Source organism: Limnohabitans sp. Rim8 (assembly GCF_943326455.1).
Taxonomy (GTDB): domain Bacteria; phylum Pseudomonadota; class Gammaproteobacteria; order Burkholderiales; family Burkholderiaceae_C; genus Limnohabitans_A.
Genome location: NZ_CALPTI020000017.1, coordinates 51,043 through 69,556 on the forward strand (window position 1 = coordinate 51,043; position 18,514 = coordinate 69,556).

Sequence of the window (18,514 nt, forward strand, 5' to 3'; positions counted from 1 at the left end):
GCGAACTCATCATTTGAATTGAACAGGCTGCATAAAGCCTTGAAGGCCTTTTGCCAAAACCTGTTCGGTACTGCTTGAATCGGTGACTGACACAGCCAAATCGGCAGTGGCGTTCACAAAAGGGGGCGTGAAACCCACCGGCGAAATGACGACCGAGGGCGTTGTGACACGCGCCACACCCTGTTCACCCACCTCACCCGCTTCGGCAGAGGTCATGGGCGGTGGTTCGGATGCTGCCGGCTCTGACGAAGCCAAGGGCTGCGTGGCAACACTGGCCAATGCAGCCTTGTTTTGCATGGTTACAGGCAGAGTGGCAGTTGGCTGTGAATCACGCGGCTGCGTGGTGCTGGGCTGGACCCGCTCACTCGACAGCGCACGTGGCGAGCGCAGACGCCACAACATCAGCAACATCAATCCCCCCAGACCGGCCAATCCCCAAAGCACCTTGACCAGTTGCTGGTGGTGCAGACGGTGATCGGCTTGATTTTGTTCGTGGTGGGTTTGCAGGGTTTGCAAGCGTTCGATCAAATCAGCTTGCTTGCGTTCCAGTTGCTCAATTTGCTGCTGCACCCCTCGCACCTGCACCGACAGCTTGAGGTCGGCTTGGGTGCTGTTTTGGCGCAGGCGAGCCAACTGGCCACCGAGCTTTTGAAGCTGCAAACGGATTTCTTGTGCTTGCGCCAAAGAGCGTTGTGAAGCTTCGTCCTGCGACCAAACGCCACCACTCAACAGGCTCAGCGCCACAACCAGAAAGCTGAGGCGCAACCAGGGCATGAGACGCAAAAAACGCATCATGGGGCGTCAGGCGGAATTTTGAAGGTTTGGTTTTCTGAACCCGCTTGCACACGGATCGACAGGCTTTGTCCGGCTTCGGTGAGTTCTTTCAACTGGGTTTTGCCGAGCACCAGAGAGGCCAATTTGAGGTCCACTTGAATCCAAGCCGGCAGGGCATCGCCATTGACCAAACTGACCACAAGATCGTTGGGGTTTCTGCGCAGTTGCTGCAGGATGTTGACGGGCAGATGCAGCTGAACCGTTTCTGGCGCAGGCGTCTGTACCGAGGGTTTGCGCCTTTCTTTGCGCTGGATCTGACCGCTGACGTCGCTGCCGCGCTCCATCGATAAATTGCCATAAATCAATTGACCGTCGACGGTGCCGCCGCCACGGACCACCACGTCGTCGGCCTCTATGTGACCTTGTACATGCCCGTCCACGTCCATTTGCGCCACATGCAACTGGCCGCTGAAGAGGCCCGTCGTTTCAACTTTGAGTTGCTGCAGGCGCAGCAATCCTGAAATTTCGCCAGCCAGCAAGACGGTGCGGCGGCTGACCGATTCGGTCGTGGCGTGCACCGAGCCTGGCGCCCGCACCACCACATCGTCGGCGCTGAAACCACCTTCGAGGTGACCCGCCACATCGAGTTGCCGACACTGCACATGGCCCATCACTTTGGCGCCTTCGCTCAGCTTGACGGTGTCGGCGGTGACATCGCCCTGAACAGAGCCCTTGATCAGCAAGGCGCCCTGCCCAGAAACATGGCCTTCCACGTGGAATCCGACGCCGACCACCATCACGTTGTCTTGGGCGGGTGAGTTGGCAGCGCTATCGGCGGTGTTTGCAGTGGTCATGTCAGTGTCTCAGTTCAAGGCGGTTTACAAATCACTTCTTGCGGAGGGCTTGTTTTTTGTCGTTGTCAACCGACTCGTCGGTCTTCACGCGCTCCAACAACGGCAACAAATTGCGCAACGACAGCATTTGAGCGTTCATGGCGGTCAGCTCACCGCCTTTGAACCAAGACAAGATCTTGTCGTCGGGCAGTTCCCGCATTTTTTTCTCGTCAATGATCCACACGCCTTCCACCACCGCGTTGCGGCCATCACCCAAACGCACTTCCAGGTTTTGCTGCATCAGCAAACCCGCTTCTTCGAATTTCTGGACAACGGCTTCCGTCAGTTTGGCTTGCCCTTGGAATTCGGCCAGAAGGTTCATCACGCCCTTGATCACTTCGGTCGGTTGTCCTTTGTCGTCAAACAAGGCATCACCTTCTTTGCCCAGTTGTGGCGCTGACAAATCGGCCGCCAAGCTCAACTCTTTGTTGTTACCCTCGGCCAAAATGAACGGGTAACGCCGAACACTGGCCGGAACGTAGCGCGCGTTCCAAACCCCTTTGGCATCGACAAAAGCGTTCAGGTTTTGGGTCAGGCCGGTCATGGCCAAAGCCAGCCACTGCCCGCCGTTGCCTTTGGAAAAAACAATGGGGTACTCGAGACAAGCTTCTGGAAACTCTGTCACCAGCAAGGGCACGGCCTGTGTGTTTTTTGCAAACATGGCATCGCCCGGTTTGATGCGCAGGTCTTTGTGCGTGTCACGGTCTAAAACCACAGGTTGTTTGTAAAAAAAGGCGGTGACTTGCTGTTCGTTGCTCATGGGACGGGTTCTTTGTGTATTTGAGGAAGCACTGGGGGACTGAGACCAACTTGCGCTGCTGAGCAGCATCACCGTAGACAGGAAAAATGAAGATCTTTTGAAATTCATGGAGGGTTTCAGAAAGACTTGGTTGCGCTCACCCAGAAGCGGTCAACTTTGAGCGTGCCATCGCTGTCATTGCCCGTATTGATGTTGGCCTGCGGGTTCCGGCCATTGCGTCTTGACCACGTCAATTTGGTCACAATGCCCATAGGCGCTTGCCAATCGGCACTGAGGCCGTGGCCATAAAGATCCATGGTGGTTTTTTGATCACTGCTCGTCAGAGGCAGTTGCACCACACGGCTTTGGTCAACAAAAGCGGTGAGTACCAAAGCACGGTCCAGGCGCCAACGCCACTCGGTGCTCATCATCTGACCGCGGTCACCGCCCATTTCGCTCGGGCCGTAAGCACGAACACTTTGAGCACCACCGACAAAGAATCGCTCAGAACTGTCCAAAACTTGGGTCGCGTGTTGGGTCTGCATCGAGACCAAAAGCGAGTGGCTTGGGGCCAGCGTTTGCTGTCGGCTCAGACTGAAGTTGAGCTTTTGAAATGATGGGTTGATGGTGCTGAGAGCGCTGTGCTGACGCATGTCTGCCAACTTGCCCCAAAGCATTTGTACTGAAGCACTGTTGGCACCGCCACCGCCCAAATCGTCGAAACGGTTGCCTGAGAAGCCTGTGCGAAGGGCATAACTGGCGTAATCAGACCTGACCACCGAGTCCTCGGTGAAAAAGGTTTTGTTGTCCAACCCCATGGTCCAGTAAACGTTTTGCATGCGGCTGCGCAGCACGGGGTAACTGAGGTCAAGTCCCATGGTGACGGATGAGCCTTTTACTTGGGCGTTGGCCACCGACGTCTGACGAACTTTAAAATTCATCGAGGACAAACTGGCGCCCAGACGCAAGCCATCGTGTCGATCAGGGACAGTCAACGACACCCTGCCAAAGTTGATGCCTTCGGTCACCATGGCGCTCACGTTGAACAATTCACCCCGGCCACCCGGGCTGTTGACGTTCAGGTTGGCTGTGACGCGGTTGGTGCCTGTCGACAAGGATCCCGCATTGTCCAGGCCCACGCTGCCGTAGATGAAGGGCTCATCTGTAGTCTGCAAGACCAGCAAGGTTTCGCCGTCGGATTGACCAGGAGCCAAAGTGCCTGCAACACTCACCCCCGGCAAATCGTCCAGCAACAACAGTGCACGGTCCATGGCGTCTGCACGCAATATTTTTCCGGCTGCTTGCGCTGAATTGATGAAGGCCTCGATTTCTTTGCGGTCGACCAGTTTGGAAGGTTCACCTTCGATGCGAACACCGGCAAAACGTGCCTCAATGATCTGGATTTTCACAACTTGCTCAGTGATGTCTTGTTCGGGCAAGTAGGCCCGCACGACATAGCCAGCTTGTCGGTAAGCGGCACCCACAGCGTCCGTGGCCGATTGCAAACCCTCGAAGCTCAACTCACGGTTGACAAAGTCTGAAAGCGCAGCCGCCAAAACATCTGACGAAAGCAGCGTATTGCCTTGAAACCTGAACTCGCGCACTTTGATGGTGGCACCGTCTTTGGATTTTTGAAGTGGCGGCGCCAAAGCAGGCTGAGGTCGCACAGCTTGCGGCAAACTGAACTCTCGCGTCTGTTCAATTTGTTGCCTCAAACTACCCGCGTCCACTGGAATGGCCGTGTTTTGAGCATTAGCACCCATGGCCGAAACCATCAAAGGCAACAACAAATAAGAGGAATATGTCTTGCAGGTCATATAAAAAAGAAAAAGTCGTTTTCTCTTTTTTAACTTAAAGACGTTTTCAGAGCCAAAAAATCCCAAATAAACAAAAATTGATATTTTTGTTAAACATAAGGATTCAAGTCCTGCGCCCATTTGCAGGGCACAAACACCAACGCCACCCGAAGGTGGCGCTGGCATGGGGTTGGTTAGAACTCGGCTTATGCGGTGGTTTTGGCTGCGTCCATGTTGCGCAGCTTGATGTGCAATTCGCGCAGTTGCTTCTCGTCCACAGGGCTCGGCGCTTGGGTGAGCAAACACTGAGCGCGCTGGGTCTTGGGGAAGGCGATCACGTCACGGATGGATTCGGCACCGGTCATGAGCGTGACGATGCGGTCCAAACCAAAAGCCAGGCCACCGTGCGGTGGCGCGCCGTATTGCAGGGCGTCGAGCAAGAAACCGAATTTGAGTTGGGCTTCTTCGGGCGTGATCTTCAGGGCATCAAACACTTTTTGCTGCACATCGGCGCGGTGGATACGCACCGAGCCGCCGCCCATTTCCCATCCGTTCAAGACCATGTCGTAGCCTTTGGAGATGCACTTTTCAGGTGCAGTGACCATCCAGTCCTCGTGGCCGTCTTTGGGCGCGGTGAAGGGGTGGTGAACAGCGGCCCAGCGGTCGTTCTCTTCGTCGTGCTCGAACATGGGGAAGTCGACCACCCACATCGGCGCCCAGCGGTTCTCGAACAAACCGTTTTTCTTGCCAAACTCGCTGTGACCGATCTTGATGCGCAAGGCGCCGATGGCGTCATTGACGATTTTTTCTTTGTCAGCACCGAAGAAGATCAGGTCGCCGTTTTGCGCGCCCGAGCGCTGCAACACCGCATTCAATGCCGCGTCATGGATGTTCTTGACGATGGGCGACTGCAAGCCATCACGGCCTTTGGACAGGTCGTTGACACGGATGTAAGCCAAGCCCTTGGCGCCGTAGATCTTGACGAACTCGGTGTAAGCGTCGATCTCACCGCGGCTGATGCCACCGCCTTCGACCGAGCCACCCGGCACGCGCAGCGCGACCACACGGCCACCCTTCATGTTGGCCGCACCTGAGAAAACTTTGAAGTCCACATCGCCCATGACATCGGTCACTTCGGTGAACTGCAGCTTGACGCGCAGATCAGGCTTGTCGGAGCCGTAGATGTGCATCGCGTCCTGGTAGGTCATGACCGGGAATTCGCCCAAGTCCACGCCAATGGTTTTGAGGAACACACGTTTGATCATGCCCTGGAACATGTCGCGGATTTCTTCTTCGGTCAGGAAAGAAGTTTCGATATCGATCTGCGTGAATTCGGGTTGGCGGTCGGCGCGCAAGTCTTCGTCGCGGAAGCACTTGGTGATTTGGTAGTAACGGTCGTAACCGGCCACCATCAAAAGCTGCTTGAACAGCTGGGGCGACTGGGGCAGCGCGAAAAACTGACCATCGTGTACACGGCTGGGCACCAGATAATCGCGTGCACCTTCGGGTGTGCTCTTGGTCAACATGGGGGTTTCGATGTCCACGAAGCCGTTTTCGTCCAAGTACTTGCGCACCTCCATCGCCACTTTGTAGCGCAGCATCAGGTTGTTTTGCATGTAGGGGCGGCGCAGGTCCAGCACGCGGTGCGTGAGGCGTGTTGTCTCTGACAGGTTGTCGTCGTCGATCTGGAAGGGCGGCGTCACCGATTCGTTCAACACGATCAGCTCGTGGCACAACACCTCGATCTTGCCGCTTTTGAGGCCTTCGTTGGTGGTGCCATCGGGGCGAGCGCGCACAGTCCCTTTGATTTGGACGCAGTACTCATTGCGCACGTCTTCGGCCACCTTGAACATATCAGGACGATCAGGGTCACACACCACCTGCACATAACCTTCGCGGTCGCGAAGGTCGATGAAGATCACGCCGCCATGGTCACGGCGGCGATTCACCCAGCCACACAGGCTCACGCTTTGATCGGTCAAGGCTTCGGTCACTTGACCGCAGTAATGGGAGCGCATGGACATGTTGTACTTTCTGAAATCGCAAAAACAGTTCGGTGAAAAAGGGGTTAGGCAGCAGGAGGCTTCAAGGCGTCTGCGCTTGGCTTGGGGCCACGGATAGGGGGCACCATGACGCCCATGGAAATGATGTACTTGAGGGCATCATCCACGGTCATATCGAGTTCGACCACGTCGGCTTTGGGCATCATCAAAAAGAACCCCGATGTCGGGTTGGGCGTGGTCGGCACATACACACTGACCATGGGCTGGTTCATGTGGGTGGCAACCTCACCGCCTGGGGTGCCCGTTAAGAAGGCCACGGTCCATGAGCCTTGTCGGGGGTATTGGACCAACAGCGCCTTGGAAAAGGCATGGCCGCTGCCCGAAAACAAGGTGTCGGCCACCTGTTTGACGCTGGTGTAGATGCTGCGAACCACGGGGATGCGGTTCATCATGCCGTGCCATTTGCGCAACCACCATTGGCCAAACATATTGGCCACAAACACACCCGTGGCAAAAATGAAGACGGCCACAATCGCCACACCCAAACCGGGCACACCACGCAGGTATTCGGCATTGGCATGAATTCCTGGAATCAGGGTGTCTGCTGCATGCAACACGGCCAAGAAAATGGCGTCCAGCATGCCCACCAGCCACATGATGACCCAGACGGTGATGCCCATGGGCAGCCACACCAGCAAGCCGGTGATGAAGTATTGTTTGAAGCTGCGGTTTTTCATGTGGGCGATCGGTGGGGCAAGGATCAATGAATTTCAGGCAACGTCAATGACAGGCACAAGAAGCAGCGCAGGCCCCTGCACTGCTGGAGCTTGTCGAAGAACCGGAAGTGTCACCACCCGAGGGGGCAGCAGTTGCGGGCGCGGCCACAGCATCGGCTGTGGTTGCAGCGGCGGGCACCGCAGTGGCCGCCGAACCACCGCCCTTGAAGTCGGTGGCGTACCAACCCGTGCCTTTGAGTTGAAAACCAGGGGCTGTGAGTTGTTTGTTGAATTTGGGCGCACCGCAAACCGGGCAATCGGTCAGGGAATCGTCGCTCATTTTTTGCAGGACATCCTTGGCATGGCCGCAGGCGTCGCATTTGTAAGCGTAAATGGGCATTGAAAAAGCCTTTGAAGGTGATGCAAGAAAACCTTCAATTATAGGCTCGACCGAGCCATCATGGCCCGGTCACCGCCGGTTTAACGGCCCGCTCGGGCCAATGGGTCAACGACCCGTCGGCTCTTGGACAGCATGGCCCAAAGCACTGGCTATCGATTGACCCCGATTAGGGAAAATCGCCGGTAACAAAGAACCCAGCAACATGCCCACGATGGAAGCCATCAATCCCAGCAAGTTGGCAGGTATCAGGGTATCGGGTATCCAAAAGTTGAACACCAGCCAAGTGCCCACGCCCAACACCACCGAGAACAAAGCGCCTTGGGTGTTGGCACGACGCCAGAAAGCCCCGGCTATCAAGGGCACAAATGCGCCGGTCAAGGTCACGTTGTAAGCGTTTTGCACCATTTCATACATGGTGCTCGTGCTGTTCATGGCAAACAACAAGGCACAGGCTGTGAAGCTGACCAATGTCACCCGCAACAGCAGCAAAAACTGACGATCGCTCATGTGGGGCACAAAAGGCTTGAGCACGTTTTCGGTGAAGGTGGCTGTTGGGGCCAACAAAGCGCCGCTGGCGGTGGACAAAATGGCCGAGAGCAAAGCGCCAAAGAACAGGATTTGCGCCCACATGGGCATTTGCCCCAAAACCAAATCGGGCAGGATGCGCTGAATGGCCCGAGCGTCTTCCGAATCAAACAAGCTTTTCAGTTCAGGGTGAGCGATCAGGGCAGCGTAGGCGATGTACAAGGGAATAAAGGCCATCACGAAGTACATCAGGGAACCGATAAGGGTGCCGCGAACTGCGGTTTTTTCGTCTTTGGCACTGGTCATGCGCTGAAACACGTCTTGCTGTGGGATAGAGCCAAATGCAAAGGCAAAGAAGGCTCCCGCCATGGCCCACCAAGCCGCAGCGTCCATGTCCGACGGGAACATGTCGAACTTGCCGTCGGCTGCTGCTTGCGCAATGACTTTGTCAAAGCCACCGGCGTTGTCTCCTACCAACAAGGCCACCGCCATCAGCCCCACCACGATCACCACCGTCTGAAACAAGTCGGTGAAAGCCACCGACCACATGCCGCCAAACACGGTGTAGACCAGCACGACGGCAGCGCCCATCATGATGGCGTGGTTCAGGTCAATGGCACCCGACGACAAGACATGAATGACCAATCCCAGCGCCGTCAGTTGCGCCGAAGTCCAGCCCAAATAAGACACCACAATCGCCACACTGGTCAAAACCTCCACCGACTTGCCGTACCGGACCTTGTAAAAGTCACCAATGGTCAATAGGTTCAATCTGTAAAACAGCTTGGCAAACAACAAAGCGGCCAACACCAGGCAAACAGAGGCGCCAAAAGGGTCACCCGGAATGCCATTCAAGCCGTCTTTGGCGAATGTGGCCGACACGGACAACACCGTTTCAGCACCAAACCAGGTGGCAAACACCGTGGCCACATTCATGTAAAGCGGCAAGCTTCTGCCTGCCACCAGATAGTCCTTGGCCCCATGGACCCTGCGTGCTGCAAACAGACCAATGCCAATGGTCACTGTCAAATAAGCGATCACAAAAGTCAGCAACACCTTCGTACCCTCCAGATTTCAAAAATCACATGAACAGTTGCAAATGCATGGCAAGTTGCAAAACCGCCAAGGAAACCACAAAACCAAGCCCAGCGTAAATCAGGGTTTGCAGCAGTTTGTTGGTTCTGCGCTGCTCTGCCAACAAGTGCTCGATCTGCGTTGCATCGTTCGAACGCGGTTGCTTGAGGTAATCGCTCAGCAAACGCGGCAACTGAGGCAATAACTTGGCGTAATGCGGGGCCTGGGCTTTGAGCTCCTCCCAGAGCTTTTTGGGTCCGATTTGCTCCAACATCCAAGTTTCCAGAAAGGGCTTGGCCGTGCTCCACAGATCAAGCTCAGGGTCCAGATCGCGACCCAAGCCTTCGATGTTGAGCAAGGTTTTTTGCAACAACACCAACTGCGGCTGGATTTCAACTTGGAAACGGCGTGAAGTCTGAAACAGGCGCATCAACACCATGCCCAAAGAAATTTCCTTGAGCGGGCGATCAAAGTAAGGCTCGCAGACAGCGCGAATGGCCGACTCCAGCTCATCGACCCGCGTCTCGGCGGGCACCCAGCCCGACTCGATGTGAAGCTCGGCCACGCGCTTGTAGTCACGGCGGAAAAAAGCCGTGAAGTTTTGCGCCAGGTACTCCTTGTCGTACTCGGTGAGCGTGCCCACAATGCCAAAGTCAAGTGATATGTAACGGCCAAAGGTCTCGGGGGCCAGGCTGACCTGGATGTTGCCCGGGTGCATGTCGGCATGGAAGAAGCCGTCGCGGAACACTTGTGTGAAAAACAGCGTCACGCCATCGCGGGCCAGCTTAGGGATATCCACACCCGCTTCACGCAAGCGGTCAACCTGGCTGATGGGCACACCGTGCATGCGCTGCATGACGATGACCTCGGGGTGGCAAAAGTCCCAGATCATCTCGGGGATCAACACCAAATCCAAGCCTTGCATGTTGCGCCGCAACTGCGCGGCGTTGGCCGCTTCTCGCACCAGATCCAGCTCGTCGTGCAGGTATTTATCAAATTCGGCCACCACCTCACGGGGTTTGAGGCGCTTGCCATCGGTGCTCAAGCTTTCGACCCAACCCGCCATCATGCGCATCAGGCCCAAGTCTTTGTCGATGACGGGCAACATCCCCGGTCGCAAAACTTTGACCGCCACCTCGCGTACTTCGCCCGATTTGCCGCGCAAGGTGGCGAAGTGCACCTGCGCGATCGATGCGCTGGCCACCGGTTCACGCTCAAAGGTTTCAAAAATATCATCAACCGGGCGGCCAAATGCTCGCTCAATCGAGTCCACAGCAATCGCCGAGCTGAAAGGTGGCACACGGTCTTGCAGCTTAGCCAGCTCTTCAGCGATGTCGGGGGCCAGCAAATCGCGTCGGGTGGACAGCACTTGGCCAAATTTCACAAAAATTGGGCCCAAACGTTCCAAGGCTTCACGCAAACGCACGGCACGGGGCGAACGCAAGTCACGTCCGACCGAAAGCACACGGGCCAGCAGCCGAATCCAGGGTTTTTGAAAGCTCGACAACACCAACTCGTCCAGGCCGTAGCGCAAGACGATGAAAACGATGAAGGCACCGCGCCCGAAACGGCCCCAGCGCATCATGCTGCGCTGCCCGTGCGCAGCCCGGTGCCAGGGCGCTGGGCGACAAAACTGCGCAAGGCCGTCATGGCCTGACGGGCAGCTTGTGCCAAGGTGTGAGCAGGGGCATCCCCGATCAGGCGCGCCAGATCCTCCTCGGCGTCCCAACGCACATGGTCGATCAACCAGTTGATCTCAGCAGCCAGTTGAACATCGCCTTCGATCCGCACTTTGGGTTTGTCACCCCGTGCCAGGGCCGAAGCCAAAGAAACAGGCGACTCTTCGGTCACCGTCAGGCGCAGGTCAAAACCCTCAAAGTGCCCCCGCGCAAGCAAGCCCGCGGGGGTTGGTGTCAGCTGCAGCTGCACACGCTCCCAAACCAGCTCGATGCGCTGGCCTTTTTGACGGGCCAAACGGGCCATGGCTTCAGGCTCACTCATCAAGACATGGTTAAGAAAAAGCACCATGCGGTTGACCGCTTCGTCAACCACCCATTCAGGCGGCTGAAAAGAGGTGTTGAATTTGTGGGCCATTTGGGCGGCCAGGTCGGGTAACGCCTGAGCGGCCCATGAAAAAGGGGACTGTGTTGCCATAGTCCCCGATTATTCCCGAAAGTGCTGGCCCACAAAGGGGCCCGGGCTTTATTGAAGCGCTTGCACGCCTGCGACCAACCAACCACCGCCCTGCTTGGATTTGGTCATGTTCCAAACTTCACGGAATGGACTGGGTCCCGATGACGCGTCTTCACGGATCATGCCGTTGAACTCGACGCTGGCCATGTAGTCGTCGGCCTGCTCTTCAATGCCCAAAAGCTGGGCGTCCAACATGACCACTTCGGTTTTGTTGGGTTGTCCAGGGAACTGGGCTTCACGCTCAGACAATTGGTTGCGGATCTCAACCACCATGGCGTCGGTCATCATGGAACGCAGGGCGCTGATGTCCGAACGGTCCCAAGCATCTTGCAAGGTCACAAAGTTGCGCTTAGCGGCAGTGATGAAGCTCTCGACATCAAAGCCTGCAGGGATGCCCCAGGTTTGTGAACCGCTCAGACTGTCACTGGCGCTGGCATTCAGGCCAGAACCAATGCCCGAGCCGATCATGGAGCCGGTAGATTGTGATGCGGCTGAACTGTCAAAACGGGTGTTTTGCGCTTCCCAAGGACGCGCCGACGAGTCGTTACCAACGTTGTTGGGGCTGTACTGCTTGTAAGTTGAAGGGTTGTCGGCCGAGGCTCCAGCACCTTGGTAAGCCAAGCCACCCGACTGAGCACCGCCCCCGCGGCGAGCTCGAAGGATCATACCGATCACGGCAACGACGGCCACACCGATCAACAAAGCCATCAAGATGTTGCCAAAGGCTTCACCCATGCCGAGGGAGCTGGCCAACCAGGCCAAGCCCAAGCCCGCGGCCAAACCACCCAGCATGGCACCCCAAGGCTTCTTGGGCGCGGCGGCAGCAGGTGCTGCAGCGGGTTTGGCTGCGTTGGTGGGTGCAGCATTTTGAGCCGGAGCAGCCGGTGTTTGCGGTGCGGCGTCGCGCTTGGTCACTTGGTTGGATTGCTGTCCAACAGACTTGCCGCCACCCATGCGGCGTGCGGCCTCTGCGTTCAGACTACCCAAGGCCATCACGCCAGCGAGCATCAGGGTTACAAGTTTGCTATTCATGGTGTCTCCAACTCAGGAAATACAGTTTTTGGACGTCAACATTTAATGCCCATATGTAAGGCTACCACCCCAGCGGACAAATTGTGAAAATCAACATGACCAAATCCGGCATTTTTCATAAGGTTTTTCAAATCCTCTTGACTGGGGTGCATGCGGATCGACTCAGCCAAGTAGCGGTAGCTGTCAGCATCACCCGCCACCATCTTGCCCAATTGAGGCAAGATCTTGAAGCTGTACCAGTCATAAGCTTTCTCCAAAGGCTTTGCCACTTTGGAAAATTCAAGGACCAGCAATTTGCCGCCCGGCTTGAGCACACGGCACATTTCCCTCAAGGCCACATCCTTGTGCGTCATGTTGCGCAGGCCAAAAGCGACACTGACAACGTTGAAGTGGCCATCCGGAAAAGGCAGTTTTTCGGCATCGCACACCAATGTCGGTAAGACCAGGCCGTGATCGACCAGGCGATCGCGCCCAGTCGACAGCATGGCTTCGTTGATGTCGGTGTGCACCACGCGGCCTGAAGCGCCGACTTTTTTAGCGAAAGCCATCGACAAGTCGCCCGTGCCGCCAGCGATGTCCAGCACCTGATCGCCTTCTTTGAGGTTGGCCACCTGCACGGTGTAGGCCTTCCAAACGCGGTGCAGGCCCATGGACATCAGGTCGTTCATCACGTCGTACTTGGAAGCGACCGAGTCGAACACGCCACGCACATGCTTGGCTTTCTCTTTTTCGTCAACGGTTTTGAAACCGAAGTGGGTGCTGCTCATGCCTGCCCCCTCAATGCTTGTGACCGCAGCTGCCACCTGCTGCGGCTTCGATCATGGGCGCATCACGGCTCATGCCGGCGGCTTGCAGGCGGTCTTCGTATTGCTTCCAGAGCGCCGCTTCTTGGTCACCCAAAAAGTACAGGTATTCCCAAGTGAACAGGCCCGATTCGTGCCCGTCGGTGAAGGTGGGTTTCACGGCGTAATTGCCCACAGGCTCGATTTCGGCAATACCGACTTCGCGCTTGCCGGTTTGCAGCACTTCTTGCCCAGGGCCGTGGCCTTGCACTTCGGCCGAAGGCGAGTACACGCGCATCAGCTCAAAAGGGATGCGGAACTGCGCCCCGTCTGAAAACCCGATTTCCAGCACCCGGGTCTGACCGTGCAAGGTCAGCGACTCGGGGTGGGGCATGTCTTTTTTCAATCCGGCCATCTTGTTCTTTCAGAGGGTTACACCAACACGCGCTCGATGCCGCCTGCATTGGCAGCGCTCACGTACTCGGGCATCCATTCTTCGCCCAGGATGTGCTTGGCCATCTCGACCACAATGTAGTCGGCTTCGAGCAGGCCGTTTTTCATGTCGTCGCCAAAGCGCGACAAACCTTGCAGGCAGCTGGGGCAGCTGGTCAGGATTTTCACATTGGCCTGAGGCGCCAAGGCACCGCTGCTACGAAGAGCAGCTTCGCCCTTGAGCAACTCCTCTTCCTTGCGAAAGCGCACTTGCGTCGAAATGTCGGGGCGCGTCACACCCAAAGTGCCCGACTCGCCGCAGCAGCGTTTGCTCTCAATCACGTTGTCCCCCATCAAAGCCTTGACGGTCTTCATGGGCTCTTGCTGCTTCATGGGGCTGTGGCAGGGGTCGTGGTACAGATAAGCGCCCCCCTCGCCCAGCTTCATGCCTTTTTCCAGCAAGAACTCGTGGATGTCGATGATGCGGCAGCCGGGGAAGATCTTGTCGAACTGGTAGCCCTGGAGCTGGTCGTAACAGGTGCCGCAGCTCACCACCACGGTCTTGATGTCCAGGTAGTTGAGCGTGTTGGCCACGCGGTGGAACAGCACCCGGTTGTCGGTGATGATCTTCTCGGCCTTGTCAAACTGGCCAGAGCCTTTTTGCGGGTAGCCGCAGCACAAGTAGCCCGGTGGCAACACGGTCTGCACACCCACATGCCAGAGCATGGCCTGGGTGGCCAGGCCCACTTGGCTGAACAAGCGCTCAGAGCCACAACCCGGAAAATAAAACACCGCTTCTGATTCAGACGTGGTGGCCTTCGGGTTGCGAATGATGGGCACGTAATCGTTGTCTTCGATGTCCAGCAAAGCCCGCGCCGTCTTTTTGGGCAGGTTGCCCGGCATCTTTTTGTTGATGAAGTGGATCACCTGCTCTTTGATCGGCGCAGTCCCCACGCTGGCTGGCGGTGCACTGGTCTGCTTGCGGGCCACGCCCTTGAGCAAACCGGCCACAAAACGCTGCGCCTTCATGCCCACGCCCACCATAGCGGCACGCGCCAGCTTGATGGTTTCGGGGTTGGTGGCGTTGAGCATGAACATGGCCGCTGCGTTGCCGGGACGGAAGCTCTTTTGGCCCATCTTGCGCAGCAGGTTGCGCATGTTCATGGACACATCGCCAAAGTCGATGTTCACCGGGCACGGCGTCAAACACTTGTGGCACACGGTGCAGTGGTCGGCCACGTCTTCAAACTCTTGCCAATGCTTGATCGAGATGCCGCGGCGGGTTTGCTCTTCGTACAAAAAGGCTTCAACCAACAAGGATGTGGCCAGAATTTTGTTGCGCGGGCTGTAGAGCAAATTAGCGCGCGGGACATGGGTGGCGCACACGGGTTTGCACTTGCCGCAGCGCAAGCAGTCTTTCACGCTGGCAGCAATCGCACCGATGTCGGACTGCTGCATGATCAGCGACTCGTGGCCCATCAGGCCAAAGCTGGGGGTGTAGGCGTGCGTCAGGTCGGCGGCGTGCACATCGTCGCCCAAACCGGCCAGGGCCGCACCGCGCAGCAGCTTGCCTTTGTTGAAGCGTCCTTCAGGGTCCACTTTGGCTTTGTAAGCGGTGAAGTTGGCCAACTCGGCGTCGGTCAAAAACTCCAGCTTGGTGATGCCAATGCCGTGCTCACCCGAGATCACGCCGTCCAGGCTGCGGGCCAGCACCATGATGCGGGCCACTGCCTCGTGGGCGGTCTGCAGCATTTCGTAGTTGTCTGAGTTGACCGGGATGTTGGTGTGCACATTGCCGTCACCCGCGTGCATGTGCAGCGCCACCCACACGCGGCCTTTGAGCACGCGCTGATGGATGGCCATGACCTCGTTCAGGATCGGCAAAAAGGCTGAGCCCGAGAAGATATTCTGGAAAGCCGGGCGAATTTGCGTCTTCCAGCTGGCGCGCAGGCTGTGTTCTTGCAGCTGAGGAAACAGCGCGTCGACATCGGTCAACCAGCCTTGCCACTGCGCACGCACATCGCGCACCACCGCCAGGGCTTGCGCCACACGGTCTTCCAGCAACTCGGCAGAAGGGATGTCGCCGGCGTCGTCTTGTTTGCCCAAAGGCAAATGACCACGCTCCAAGAAGGCTTCGATCTCGCGGCACAGCTTGAGCTTGTTGCGCAGGCTCAGTTCGATGTTGATGCGCTCAATGCCATCGGTGTATTCGGCCATGCGCGGCAGCGGAATGACCACGTCTTCGTTGACCTTGAAGGCATTGGTGTGGCGCGATATGGCTGCGGTCTTTTTACGGTCGAGCCAGAATTTCTTGCGGGCCTCTGGGCTGATGGCGATGAAGCCTTCGCCGCTGCGCGAGTTGGCAATGCGCACGATCTCGCTGGTTGCCTTGGCCACGTCGTCGGCGTTGTCGCCCGCGATGTCACCGATCAGCACCATTTTGGGAAAGCCGCCACGCTTGCTCTTGGTGGAATAACCTACGGCCCGCAAATAGCGGTCGTCCAAGTGCTCCAGACCGGCCATCACGGTGCCGGTGCGCTTTTGCTCGGCAAACATGAAGTCCTTGATCTCGACGATGCTGGGCACCGCTTCACGGGCGTGGCCGAAAAACTCCATGCACACCGTGCGGGTGTGGGTGGGCATGCGGTGCACCACCCAGCGGGCGCTGGTGATCAAACCGTCGCAGCCTTCTTTTTGCACGCCGGGCAGGCCGCTCAAGAACTTATCGGTCACGTCCTTGCCCAAGCCTTCCTTGCGGAAGGTTTTGCCCGGAATCACCAAAGTTTCAGTGCGGATCGGGGTCTTGCCGTCGGCCTTGAAGTAACGCAACTCGAACGTGGCGACCTCGGCGTCGTGGATCTTGCCCATGTTGTGGTCCATGCGCACCACATCCAGCCATTCGGCGTCAGGCGTCACCATGCGCCAGCTGGCCAGGTTGTCGAGGGCTGTGCCCCACAAAACCGCCTTTTTGCCACCCGCGTTCATGGCGATGTTGCCGCCAATGCAGCTGGCTTCGGCCGAAGTGGGGTCCACGGCGAACACAAAACCACCGCGCTCGGCCGCATCGGCCACGCGCTGGGTGACCACACCGGCCTCGGTGTAGATGGTGGGAATCGGGTGCGCAATGCCTGGCAGGTCGACCATCTCGACCTCGGTCATGGCTTCGAGCTTCTCGGTGTTGATGACTGCACTCTTCCAAGTCAGAGGGATCGCGCCCCCCGTGTAGCCTGTGCCACCGCCCCGTGGCACGATGGTCAAACCCAAATCGATACAACCTTTGACCAAACCAGCCATCTCGACTTCTGAGTCTGGCGTCAACACCACAAAGGGGTATTCCACGCGCCAGTCGGTCGCGTCGGTCACATGGCTCACGCGGGACAGACCGTCAAACTTGATGTTGTCCTTGGCCGTCAGGCGTCCCAGGGTCTTCTGCACTTGGCTGCGCAGCTTCGCCATGCGGGTAAAGCGGTCGCTGAACTGGGTCACTGCCTGAGTGGCCATGGTCAATAATTGGCCCACCAAGGCGTCACGTGCAGCATCGGCCTCGGGTGTACGGCGTTTTTGCACTTCGCCCAAACGGTGCTGCAGGGCTTCCACCAGCAATTTGCGGCGGGCAGGGTTGTCGAGCAGGTCGTCTTGCAAATAAGGATTGCGCTCAACCACCCAAATGTCGCCCAACACTTCGTACAACATGCGAGCAGATCGACCCGTACCGCGCTCTTGGCGCAACTGGTTCAGCAAGTCCCAAGCCGACTCGCCCAGCAAACGCAGCACGATTTCGCGGTCTGAGAAGCTGGTGTAGTTGTAAGGGATCTCACGCAAGCGCGGCGCATCGGCGTCAGCTTGCATCAAAAGTTGGAGCGTATTGGGTGCATTCATGGGTTTGGCGCAATCAAATGCGTCGCTGAAGACGCTGTCAGCCAGACCCGGAAAAGTGTCAAACCGGCTGAAGTTGGATGTTACCGCAGTGCAACAATCACGCGCAGAGGGTGGGGGCACCTGTCACCCAAGCGTCTAAAATCATGGAAAGTCCGTGTTGTCACAAAATTTTCATTCGACTTTAATGATTTAGCAACACTTATCAGCGCCAATGCATGTCATTGCATCCATCGTTTTGATTTTTGGTTTTACCCTCAGGAGCTCATATGAAACTCAAACTGACCCTCACTGCCCTCACCCTTGGTTTGTCCGGCTTGACTGCCCAAGCCCAAGTTGAAATCCAATGGTGGCACTCCATGGGCGGCGCCTTGGGCGAATGGGTCAACGACCATGCCAAAGACTTCAATGCCAGCCAGACACAGTACAAAGTCGTGCCTACATTCAAGGGCAGCTACGACGAATCGATGACGGCGGCCATTGCGGCGTTTCGATCGGGCAACGCCCCGCACATTTTGCAAGTCTTTGAAGTGGGTACCGCCACCATGATGGCCAGCAAAGGGGCCATCGTGCCTGTGGGCAAAATCATGGCGGATGCGGGCGTCAAGTTCGACCCCAAAAATTATGTGCAGGCGGTCGCGGGTTACTACACGGCACCCAATGGCCAGATGTTGAGCTTTCCATTTAACAGCTCAACCACCGTCTTCCACTACAACAAAGATGCCTTCAAAGCCGCTGGCCTTGACACTGAAAAACCACCTAAAACCTGGCCAGAAGTGGCTCTGGCGGCTGCCAAGCTCAAAGCATCAGGCCACAAGTGCCCCTTCACCACCAGCTGGGTGAGCTGGACCCAGCTCGAGAGCTTCTCAGCTTGGCACAACACCGAATTTGCCTCCAAGGGCAACGGCATGCGCGGCATCGACGCACGCTTGACCTTCAACAGCCCCTTGCATGTGCGCCACATCGAGAACCTGGCCAACATGGCCAAAACAGGCTTGTTTGTCTACAAGGGTCGGGGCAACGCGGCTGACGCCACCTTTGTATCGGGCGAATGCGCCATGACCACGGGAAGCTCAGCGCTGTACGGCAACATCAAGCGCAACGCCAAGTTCGCCTCCGGCATCTCCACCCTGCCTTACTACCCCGATGTGGCGGGTGCACCCCAGAACACCGTCATTGGCGGCGCCAGCCTGTGGGTCATGTCGGGCAAGAAGGACAATGAATACAAGGGCGTGGCCCAGTTCTTTGCCCACCTGTCCAAAGCCGAGGAAGCAGCCAA

At 57.2% G+C, this 18,514-nt stretch carries 15 protein-coding genes; 1 reads left to right on the forward strand and 14 read right to left on the reverse strand.

Annotated elements, in window-relative coordinates:
- Positions 1 to 9: 9 nt before the first annotated feature.
- The 14 genes from Q1M54_RS11750 to Q1M54_RS11815 all read right to left on the reverse strand — a co-directional run bounded on the left by Q1M54_RS11750 (position 10) and on the right by Q1M54_RS11815 (position 17,238).
- A complete protein-coding gene (locus Q1M54_RS11750) occupies positions 10 to 795 on the reverse strand; it encodes a hypothetical protein (RefSeq protein WP_300557396.1) in 786 nt (261 codons plus the stop codon).
- Positions 792 to 1,628 carry a polymer-forming cytoskeletal protein gene (locus Q1M54_RS11755; protein ID WP_300557398.1) on the reverse strand — a complete coding sequence of 279 codons (837 nt, stop codon included), beginning with the start codon at positions 1,626 to 1,628 and terminating at the stop codon, positions 792 to 794. The genes Q1M54_RS11750 and Q1M54_RS11755 overlap by 4 nt, the downstream gene beginning before the upstream one ends.
- Before the next feature lie 31 nt (positions 1,629 to 1,659).
- Positions 1,660 to 2,427 (reverse strand): SapC family protein, encoded by a 768-nt coding sequence (locus tag Q1M54_RS11760; RefSeq protein WP_300557400.1) that lies wholly within the window; start codon positions 2,425 to 2,427, stop codon positions 1,660 to 1,662.
- Positions 2,428 to 2,543: 116 nt separating this feature from the next.
- Complete coding sequence (locus Q1M54_RS11765; protein ID WP_300557402.1) at positions 2,544 to 4,223, reverse strand: ShlB/FhaC/HecB family hemolysin secretion/activation protein; 1,680 nt, start codon at positions 4,221 to 4,223, stop codon at positions 2,544 to 2,546.
- A gap of 185 nt (positions 4,224 to 4,408) precedes the next feature.
- Entirely contained in the window at positions 4,409 to 6,226 is a 1,818-nt protein-coding gene (aspS, locus tag Q1M54_RS11770; protein WP_300557404.1) for an aspartate--tRNA ligase, read from the reverse strand.
- A 44-nt stretch (positions 6,227 to 6,270) separates the two neighbouring features.
- Positions 6,271 to 6,942 (reverse strand): DUF502 domain-containing protein, encoded by a 672-nt coding sequence (locus Q1M54_RS11775; protein ID WP_300557406.1) that lies wholly within the window; start codon positions 6,940 to 6,942, stop codon positions 6,271 to 6,273.
- Between the two features lie 43 nt (positions 6,943 to 6,985).
- Positions 6,986 to 7,321 carry an FmdB family zinc ribbon protein gene (locus Q1M54_RS11780; RefSeq protein WP_300557408.1) on the reverse strand — a complete coding sequence of 112 codons (336 nt, stop codon included), beginning with the start codon at positions 7,319 to 7,321 and terminating at the stop codon, positions 6,986 to 6,988.
- Between the two features lie 105 nt (positions 7,322 to 7,426).
- Positions 7,427 to 8,902 carry a sodium:solute symporter family protein gene (locus Q1M54_RS11785; protein ID WP_300557410.1) on the reverse strand — a complete coding sequence of 492 codons (1,476 nt, stop codon included), beginning with the start codon at positions 8,900 to 8,902 and terminating at the stop codon, positions 7,427 to 7,429.
- A 25-nt stretch (positions 8,903 to 8,927) separates the two neighbouring features.
- Positions 8,928 to 10,505 (reverse strand): ubiquinone biosynthesis regulatory protein kinase UbiB, encoded by a 1,578-nt coding sequence (gene ubiB, locus Q1M54_RS11790; protein WP_300557412.1) that lies wholly within the window; start codon positions 10,503 to 10,505, stop codon positions 8,928 to 8,930.
- Complete coding sequence (locus tag Q1M54_RS11795; RefSeq protein ID WP_300557414.1) at positions 10,502 to 11,074, reverse strand: hypothetical protein; 573 nt, start codon at positions 11,072 to 11,074, stop codon at positions 10,502 to 10,504. Before Q1M54_RS11795 ends, ubiB begins: the two co-directional genes overlap by 4 nt.
- A 48-nt stretch (positions 11,075 to 11,122) precedes the next feature.
- Entirely contained in the window at positions 11,123 to 12,145 is a 1,023-nt protein-coding gene (locus Q1M54_RS11800) for a TIM44-like domain-containing protein (protein WP_300557416.1), read from the reverse strand.
- Between the two features lie 35 nt (positions 12,146 to 12,180).
- Complete coding sequence (gene ubiE, locus Q1M54_RS11805) at positions 12,181 to 12,912, reverse strand: bifunctional demethylmenaquinone methyltransferase/2-methoxy-6-polyprenyl-1,4-benzoquinol methylase UbiE (protein WP_300557418.1); 732 nt, start codon at positions 12,910 to 12,912, stop codon at positions 12,181 to 12,183.
- A 10-nt stretch (positions 12,913 to 12,922) separates the two neighbouring features.
- The gene (locus tag Q1M54_RS11810) at positions 12,923 to 13,342 is read right to left on the reverse strand and encodes a DUF971 domain-containing protein (RefSeq protein ID WP_300557420.1); all 420 of its coding nucleotides are present in this window, start codon (positions 13,340 to 13,342) and stop codon (positions 12,923 to 12,925) included.
- A gap of 17 nt (positions 13,343 to 13,359) precedes the next feature.
- Positions 13,360 to 17,238 (reverse strand): FAD/FMN-binding oxidoreductase, encoded by a 3,879-nt coding sequence (locus tag Q1M54_RS11815; RefSeq protein WP_300557422.1) that lies wholly within the window; start codon positions 17,236 to 17,238, stop codon positions 13,360 to 13,362.
- A 266-nt stretch (positions 17,239 to 17,504) separates the two neighbouring features.
- Between Q1M54_RS11815 and ugpB the strand changes: the two genes are divergently transcribed.
- On the forward strand, positions 17,505 to 18,514 hold a 1,010-nt coding region (ugpB, locus tag Q1M54_RS11820), incomplete at its 3' end, for a sn-glycerol-3-phosphate ABC transporter substrate-binding protein UgpB (protein ID WP_300557424.1).